6 protein-coding genes and 1 pseudogene are annotated in these 8,213 nt (G+C 71.3%); all 7 read left to right on the forward strand.

Annotated features, from left to right (window positions below):
- Positions 1-48: 48 nt before the first annotated feature.
- Positions 49-1,338: an amidohydrolase family protein gene (locus CIB93_RS32870; protein ID WP_218839814.1), complete on the forward strand. Its 1,290-nt coding sequence runs from the start codon at positions 49-51 to the stop codon at positions 1,336-1,338.
- On the forward strand, positions 1,338-2,585 hold the full coding sequence (locus CIB93_RS32875; protein WP_096632252.1) for an MFS transporter: 1,248 nt from the start codon (positions 1,338-1,340) through the stop codon (positions 2,583-2,585). Before CIB93_RS32870 ends, CIB93_RS32875 begins: the two co-directional genes overlap by 1 nt.
- A gap of 194 nt (positions 2,586-2,779) precedes the next feature.
- Positions 2,780-3,550, forward strand: coding sequence for a B3/4 domain-containing protein (locus tag CIB93_RS32880; protein WP_096632254.1), 771 nt, complete (start codon positions 2,780-2,782; stop codon positions 3,548-3,550).
- A gap of 37 nt (positions 3,551-3,587) precedes the next feature.
- On the forward strand, positions 3,588-4,808 hold the full coding sequence (locus CIB93_RS32885) for an ATP-grasp domain-containing protein (protein WP_096632255.1): 1,221 nt from the start codon (positions 3,588-3,590) through the stop codon (positions 4,806-4,808).
- 4 nt (positions 4,809-4,812) lie between these two features.
- Entirely contained in the window at positions 4,813-6,093 is a 1,281-nt protein-coding gene (locus tag CIB93_RS32890) for an MFS transporter (protein WP_218839815.1), read from the forward strand.
- A gap of 69 nt (positions 6,094-6,162) precedes the next feature.
- On the forward strand, positions 6,163-7,467 hold the full coding sequence (locus tag CIB93_RS32895) for a TrpB-like pyridoxal phosphate-dependent enzyme (RefSeq protein ID WP_096632261.1): 1,305 nt from the start codon (positions 6,163-6,165) through the stop codon (positions 7,465-7,467).
- A 73-nt stretch (positions 7,468-7,540) separates the two neighbouring features.
- A pseudogene (locus CIB93_RS39275) lies at positions 7,541-7,960 on the forward strand (flavodoxin family protein); the annotation flags it as partial.
- Positions 7,961-8,213: the final 253 nt, after the last annotated feature.

Raw genomic sequence — 8,213 nt, forward strand, 5'->3', positions numbered from 1 at the left:
TACGCCCCACGACTTCGAACCACTCCGTCCGAACTGGAGATTCCCGACGTGTCCCGCAAGACCCTGCTCCACCGTGCCACCGTCCAGGAGGGCCTGGGCAAGGCCTCCCTGCCGCACCACAGCGTGCTGATCGACGGCGACCGCATCGAGGCGGTCATGCCCGAGGGCCTGGCCCCCGTCCACGCGCCGGACGTCGACGTCCTCGACCTGGCGGGCCGCACCGTCATGCCCGGCATGACGCTCGGGCACACCCACATCGCCTACCTCGACGTCCTCGACGGCCGCGAGATGCTCTTCAAGTACTCCATTCCCGAGGTCACCCTCGGCGCCGCAGCGAACACCACCAACCTCCTGGGCCTCGGCTACACCGGCTTCGTCGGCGCGGGCTCGGTCTCCGGCATCGACATGGCCCTGCGCAGGGCCGTCGACTCCGGGCGGCTGCGAGGCCCCCGGATCACTCCGTGCAGCCGGGACCTGATGGTGTCGGGGCCGCCCGAGCGCCGCAACTCCGAGGTCAAGAAGCGCATCCCGTCCGATCTGATGCGGCTTGCCGACACCCCCGAGGAGATGGCCGAGTACGTCGCCGGGGAGATCGCCCAGGGCGCGGAGATCGTGAAGGTCTTCTCCTCCGGCGACGACACCTTCCCCAACGGCCGGTCCCACGAACTCCTCTTCACCGCCGAGGAACTGGTCATCGCCGCCCGTACGGCGCACGAACACGGCGCCAAGGTGCGGGCCCACTCGCGCGGCCTCGGAGGCATCCGCAACGCCATCGCCGCCGGGGTCGACGTCATCGACCACGCGACCTACGCCGACGACGCGGCGCTCGACGCCATCGCCGAACGCGGGATCTTCGTCGTGCCGAGCCTCTACCAGCCGCACATGCTGCTCACCACCGGCACCGAGCACGGCAAGACCCCCGAGTATCTGGAGACGCTGGAGTTCGAGGCGGAGGTGGAGAACACGCTGCGCATCCTGCCGCTCATGGTGGAGATGGGCATCCCGGTCGTGGCGGGCGACGACTTCGGCTTCGCCTGGACCCCGCACGGCACCTACGCCAAGGAGTTGGAGCTGTACGTGACGATGGCGGGCATCCCCGCTCCCACCGTCCTGACCTGGGCCACCGCCAACGGCGCGCGCCTCGCGGGCCGTGGCGGGACGGCCGGGACCGTACAGCCGGGCCGCCTCGCCGACCTGGTGGTGACCGACGGCGACCCCGCCGAGGACATCACCGTGCTCAGCCGTCCCGGCGCCATCGAACTGGTGCTGCTCGGCGGCGTGGCCGTCGCGGGCGGCACCGCCTCCTTCCTCTCCTCCGCCACCTCAGGAGCCGCGTGATGTCCCGCACGAAGCCCTCGCTGCCCGTGCTCCCCGTCCTTGCCGTCGGCGCCTTCGCCATCGGCACCGACACCTTCGTTGTGGCCGGAGTGCTGCCCGAGGTGGCCGGAGACCTGTCGGCGACCCTCACCGACGCCGGCTGGGTGAGCACCCTCTTCGCCCTCACCTACGCCGTCCTCGCGCCGGTGCTCGGCGCGCTCACCGGACGCCTGGAACGCCGTACCGTCCTGGTGATCTCGCTGCTCGTCTTCGCCCTCGGCAACGCCGCGTCCGCGCTCGCCCCCGGCCTCGGCGCGCTGCTCGCGGCCCGGGTCGCTACCGCCGCGGGCGCCGCCCTCTACATCCCGGCCGCCTCGGCGTCCGCCGCCGCGCTCTCGGCGCCCGAGCGGCGCGGGCGCGCCATGGCCGTGGTCCTCGGCGGGCTGTCCGCCGCGACGGTCGCGGGCGTGCCCTTCGGCACCTGGCTCGCCGCCGACCTGGGCTGGCGGTCCACCTTCTGGCTGCTCGCCGGGCTCGGGGTGCTGTGCGCCGCCGCCGTGGCCGGGGGCCTGCCCGAGGTTCGACTGCCCGCCGCGCCGGGCCTCGCCGCGCGCCTTGCCCCGGCGCGGGACCCGCGGGTGCTGTTCACCGTGCTCACCACGCTGCTCTTCATGACCGGCGGCTATCTGGCGCTCACTTACATCGGTGCCGTCCTCGCCCCGGTGACCGGCGGTGACGGCGGCGAACTCGCGCTGCTCCTGCTCGTCTTCGGGGTCCTCGCCGTAGCCGGTACCACCCTCGGCGGCCGGGCCACCGACCGCTGGGGCGCGACCCCAGTCCTGCTCGCGTCGGTCGCTGGGCTCGCCGTGGTCCTCGGCACGCTGCCGCTGACCCGCGACCGGACCCTGTCCGCCGCGCTGGCCATGGCGGCCTGGGGCGTCACCGCGATGATGACCCAGCCCCCTCAGCAGTACCGGCTCTTCGCCGTCGCGCCCGCCTCGGGGCCGCTGCTGCTCTCCCTGAACTCATCGGCAACTTTCACGGGGATCTCGCTCGGCGGCTTCATCGGCGGCCGGGTGATCGCCGACGGCGGCGCGGACGAGGTGGACCTGCTGGGCCCGCTCGGCGCGGGCCTCGCGGTCCTCGCCCTGGTCACGGCGGCCATCGGCGTACGGGTGGGGCAGCGCGGCCCAGGTGCCGGGGAAGACGCCGAACCGGCCGCAGGGACCGGTGCCTCGGCCGCCGAACCCGCGAGTAAGCGGGGCTGACCGGGCGGACCGGCTCTCCGGAACCCGCCAAGTGGCCTCCCGGAATCGCCGGGAATTGGCCACAGCCGGACACCCCCGGTCTCCCTACTGTCGGACGCGTCATCAGCGGTCCTTGGATCACGGACCGACAAAACCCACGGCCACCACGCCCGGCCGCAGAGCCCCAGGCCGACGGACAAGAAGGACCCCTCTCCATGGATAGCACCACCCCCGGCACGGACACCCTGACCGTCACGGTCGACGCGCGGCTGACCGCGCGTGTGCCCGGCTATGTGCTCGGCCTGATCGCCGTACCGGACATTGAGGTCGTCAGGGCCGCGGCCGCCATGGACGGCCTGCTCACCGCGGCCGAGGACGCGCTGCACGCCAGGACGCTCAGCAAGGCGGACGTCTCCGCGCTGCCCACCATCGCAGCCTGGCGCGACGCCTACCGGGCCGTCGAGGTGAACCCCAACCGCTTTCCCTGCGCCGCCGAGTCGGTACTGCGCCGGGTGGCCAAGGGGGACCGGCTGCCGCGGATCAACTCCGTCGTCGACCTGTGCAACGCGGTGTCGCTGGCCAGCGGTCTGCCTGTCGCCTCCTGCGACGTGGGGGACATCGAGGGGGAACTGTCTGTGCGGCTCGCCGACGGCGACGAGACCTATCTGCCGCTCGGCGCCCCCGACGCGCCGGAGCACCCCGAGCCCGGCGAGGTCGTGTACGCCGACGGGCGGGGCCGGGCGCACTCGCGCCGGTGGAACTGGCGGCAGGGCGACGTGGTCAAGACCGGCCTCGGCCGGCACAAGCTCCTCCTCACCGTCGAGTCCGCGCACGAGGGCGGCAGGGACGACGTCGAGGAGGTGCTCGGCCGGATCACGGAAGCGCTCACCGGTCTCACCGGGAGCGTCGGGCGACCGCTGGTGCTCGACCGGTCCACGCCGTCCGGGGAGCTGTTTGGTGCCCCCTCGGCCGCACCGGTCCGCTGAGCCCGTACCTGAACCCGACCCGTAGGAGGAGATCCGCATGAGCCGTTCGATCCTGGTGGTGTACCGCCCGGCAGCCGGCCGCTACACGGCGCAGTTCCGCAGTGTCGTCGAGGCCGCCGCCGAACTCGGCGTGGCGACCGTGGTGCTGCTGCCGACCGGTTGGGAGGCGCCCGAGACCAAGGGGCTGGCCTGCTACCACGCCGATCTGGACGACACGGCCGCCGTACGGGCCGCGGTCGACGACATCCACGCCGAGCACCCCATCGAGCGGATCTTCCCGCTCTTCGAGGGCGACGTGCTGCCCGCGAGCCGCAGCCGCCGCGACCACGGCATCCCGGGTCTCACCCCGGACCAGGCGCTCAACTTCCGCGACAAGAACGTCATGCACCGCAGGGCCGAGGAGCTGGGCGTGCGGGTGGCCCGCTCCTGCCGCCCCGACACGGTGACGGCGGTCGCGGAGTTCGCCGAGGAGGCGGGCTACCCGGTCGTGATCAAGCCGTACGCGGGCTGGGCCTGCGGCGACACCTACCGGGTGGACAGCCGCGATGACCTGGACCGGGTCTGGGAGGCGATGGGCGACGACCGGCACGAGTACCGGGTCGAGGAGTTCATTCGCGGCACCGAGTACCACGTCGACTCGCTGTTCCAGAACGGCGAGGTGGTCTTCGAGCAGCTCTCCCAGTACACGTACTCCGTCCTGGAGTACCTCGACGAGCCGGGCGGCACCATCTCCCGCAAGCACGGCCTGAGCGAGCGCGAACAGCGCATCCTCGATCTGAACGCCGTGGTGCTGCGCGGGTTCGGGCTGTCCACCGGTGTGGTGCACGCGGAGTTCTTCCTGCCCGACGACGGCGGCGACCCCGTCTTCGGCGAGGCGGGCGCACGCGCGGGCGGCGGCTCGATCGTCCCGGCCATCGAGGCGGGGCGCGGCATCAACCTGGCGGGCGAGTGGTGCCGCCTCGAACTCGACCCGGACCACCGGCCCGCCGCCCGGCTCGGCCCGGAGATCGGCACCGAGTACCTCGGCTCCCCGAAGTACGGGCGCATCACCGCCATCACCACACCCGAGGAGCTGACCGCGCTCGACACGGTCCTCGACGCCGATGTGTGGAAGAGCGTGGGCGACGTGCTGGCCGCGCCGACCGCATCCAACGACGTCCTCGGCTGGTACGTGTGCGAGGGCACCGACTTCGAGGACGTCCGGGCCCGCTTCAAGACCGTACGGGACGCGTTCCGTGTAGAGACCGAACGGAGCTGACGGGATGCCGAGTTCCGGAGAGGTGGGTCGAGCCATGTGGCTGACCCGGTTCAGAGAACTGCCGCTCGCCCTGCGTGTGCTCTTCCTCGCGTCCTTCGTCAACCGCGCGGGCATGTTCGTCTTCCCGCTGCTCGCCGTCTACCTGGTGCGCGGCGAGGGCCTGAGCCCCGGCGAGGCCGGACTGCTGATCTCCATCGGCAGTACGGGCCTGCTGGTCGGCAGCCTGCTCAGCGGACCGCTCTGCGATCTGCGCGGCAGGCGCACAGCGCTGCTCACAGCGCTGCTCCTGAACGCGGCGGGCTATCTCGGCCTCGCCGTCCTCGACGGGCCACCGTGGACGTACGCGGGACTGCTGTTCATCGCCCTGGTCGGCATGGGGATGTTCAGCCCGGCGTCCAACACCCTGGTCGCCGATCTCACCACACCCGAACAGCGGCCCTTCGCGTACACCCTCAGCTATGTCGGCAACAACCTCGGCATGGGTGTCGGCCCGCTGCTCGGCGGCGTCGCGGCGGCCTACTCGTACCACGTCATGTTCGCGGGCAACATCCTCGCCGGCCTCGCGTGTGCGGCGATGATCGTGATCTGGGTCCCGCACGACCGCCGCACCCCCACCGGCGGACCCCGGACCAAGGACCGTGCGATCTCCCTGGGCCACGGTCATGTGCTGCTGATCGTCCTGGTCTCCTTCTTCTACGTCGCCCCGCTGATCGGCCTCGAATACGCGCTGCCGCTCGCGGTCACCACGGTCCTGGACGAGTCCGCGGGCCTGGTCGGCGCCGTCTACACCATCAACAGCGTCGTCGTGGTCAGCCTCGGCCTCCTCATGGAGAAGCGCATCAGCGCCTACGGCACCAAGCCGCTGCTGCTCGTCGCGGGGCTGCTGTGGTCGCTGGGCCTGGCCATGATCGCCTTCGCATTCTCGCTGCCCGCCATCCTGCTCTCCACTGTCGTGTGGACACTCGGCGAGATCATCGTCTCCGTCGTCGTGCCCACGTACATCGCCGACCACGTCAACGAGCGCCGCGTCGGCAGCTTCATGGCGCTCAACGGCCTCGTCCTCGGCCTCGCCCGGCTCGTCGTGCCGGTCGGCCTCGGCGTCATCTGGACGGCCCACGGTCACGGGCCCGTCTTCCTCACCCTGCTCGCCGCCCCGCTGCTCGGCATGGCCGTGTTCGCGCTGCTGCGCATCAGGCCGTCGGCCGCCGTACCCGCGGCACCGCCCGCACCGGAGCCCCAGGCCCTTCCCGTGGAGCCGCTCGACGCCCCACGAGGAACCAACTAGCCACCTACGTCCACACGTTCACCGCACACGGAAGCTTTCCACCGCACCGAGTCCGAACAGAGAGTGTTCATGTCCCAGACGAAGTTCCTGCTGTCCGAAGACCGCCTCCCCACCACCTGGTACAACGCGGTCGCGGACCTGCCCAAGCCGCTGGATCCGATGCTGCATCCCGGTACCCGCGAGCCGCTCACCCCGGCGGACCTCGAGCCGCTGTTCCCCGCGGAGCTGATAGCCCAGGAGTTCTCCACGGACGCGAGCGTGGACATCCCCGGCGCCGTGCTCGACGTCTACAAGCAGTGGCGCCCGAGCCCGCTGGTCCGCGCCCGCCGCCTGGAGAAGGCGCTGGACACCCCGGCCCGCATCTACTTCAAGAACGAGGGCGTCAGCCCGGCGGGCAGCCACAAGCTCAACACGGCGATTCCCCAGGCGTACTACAACAAGCGAGCCGGAGTGGAGCGGCTCACCACGGAGACCGGCGCGGGCCAGTGGGGCAGCTCCCTCTCGCTCGCCAGCCAGTACTTCGGCCTCGTCTGCGAGGTCTACATGGTCAAGGTGAGCTACCAGCAGAAGCCCTACCGCCGGGGTCTGATGGAGACGTTCGGGGCGAGCGTCACCGCGAGCCCCAGCGACCGCACCGCGGCTGGGCGCGCCGCGCTCGCCGCCGACCCGGACTCGCCCGGCAGCCTCGGCCTCGCCATCTCCGAGGCGGTGGAGGCGGCGGTCAGCAGCAACGGCACCGCCAAGTACGCGCTTGGCTCGGTGCTCAACCACGTGATGATGCACCAGACCATCATCGGCCAGGAGGCCCAGCTCCAGATGGAGCTGGCCGAGGACTACCCGGACATCGTGATCGGCGCCGTGGGCGGCGGCTCCAACTTCGGCGGCCTCGCCCTGCCCTTCCTCGGCGAGCAGCTGCGCGGCGGGCGCCCGGTCCGCGCCATCGCCGTCGAGCCCGCCTCCTGCCCGTCGCTGACCCGGGGGAGGCTCGAGTACGACTTCGGCGACACCGCCGGGCTGACCCCGCTCACCATGATGCACACCCTCGGCCACGACTTCGTGCCACCGAGCATCCACGCGGGCGGCCTCCGCTACCACGGCATGTCGCCGATCATCAGCGCGCTCAAGGACCTCGACTACCTGGAGGCACGCTCCGTACCGCAGACCGCCTGCTTCGAGGCCGGCGTCACCTTCGCCCGCCACGAGGGCATCGTGCCCGCGCCGGAGTCGACGCACGCGGTGCGCGTCGCCATCGACGAGGCGCTGGCCTGCAAGGAGTCCGGCGAGTCGAAGAGCATCGTGTTCTCGCTCTCGGGCCACGGCCACTTCGACATGCAGGCCTACATCGACTACTTCGCAGGCAAGCTCAAGGACTGAGCCGCACGGGGGGAGGGAGGGCGGGGCCGTCCGAGGCCCCGCCTCTGGACAACATGAGTTCTGGGGGAAGTTCATGCTGGACACGCAAAGCACACGGCCGGTCATTCTCGGGATATCGGGGTCCGAGAGACCCGGCGGCAACACCGATCTCGCACTCGACTACGCGGGCGAGCTTGCGGAGAAGCGTGGGGTCGAGTTCCGCACGATCCACCTGCGCGACCACCGCATCTCGCCGTGCAGCCCGTGCGGCAACTGCAACGCGCGGACCGTCCCGTGCGGGCTGCGGGACGACATGCCCGGCATCGTCGAGGAGATGAAGCGGGCCGACGGCATCGTCTACGCCGTGCCCGTGCACGGCTTCGGCCTGGCCCATCTCATGCAGATCTTCATCGAGCGGGCGGGCGTCGGATTCCTGCGCTTCGACCGTCCGCTGGCCAACAAGGTCGGCGGGATCATCGTCACGAGCCGCCGCTACAGCGACGCCTCCGTGCACGCCCAGCTCGTCGACAATCTGCTGCTCAACCGGATGATCCTGGTGGGCAGCGGGTTCCCCGCCATGCTGCGCAACGCCGCCAGGGAACCGGGCCTCACCGACGCCGAGGGCCTGGACGCCCTGGAGCGGATGGTCCACCTCCTAATGATGTTGTCAAGCCGCCGTTGTGACCGGGAGTGCGTGTTGGAAGCACTTTCCGTCACGGATCAGGGCCCACAGGACGTTCACGCGCCGACGGGCCAGCGCGAGGACG

Source organism: Streptomyces sp. WZ.A104 (assembly GCF_002382885.1).
Taxonomy (GTDB): domain Bacteria; phylum Actinomycetota; class Actinomycetes; order Streptomycetales; family Streptomycetaceae; genus Streptomyces.

Coding starts and splice junctions, on each gene's coding strand:
- CIB93_RS32875 (WP_096632252.1), top strand. CDS start 1,338: ATGTCCCGCACGAAGCCCTCGCTGCCCGTGCTCCCCGTCCTTGCCGTC.
- CIB93_RS32895 (WP_096632261.1), top strand. CDS start 6,163: ATGTCCCAGACGAAGTTCCTGCTGTCCGAAGACCGCCTCCCCACCACC.
- CIB93_RS32885 (WP_096632255.1), top strand. CDS start 3,588: ATGAGCCGTTCGATCCTGGTGGTGTACCGCCCGGCAGCCGGCCGCTAC.
- CIB93_RS32880 (WP_096632254.1), top strand. CDS start 2,780: ATGGATAGCACCACCCCCGGCACGGACACCCTGACCGTCACGGTCGAC.
- CIB93_RS32890 (WP_218839815.1), top strand. CDS start 4,813: ATGCCGAGTTCCGGAGAGGTGGGTCGAGCCATGTGGCTGACCCGGTTC.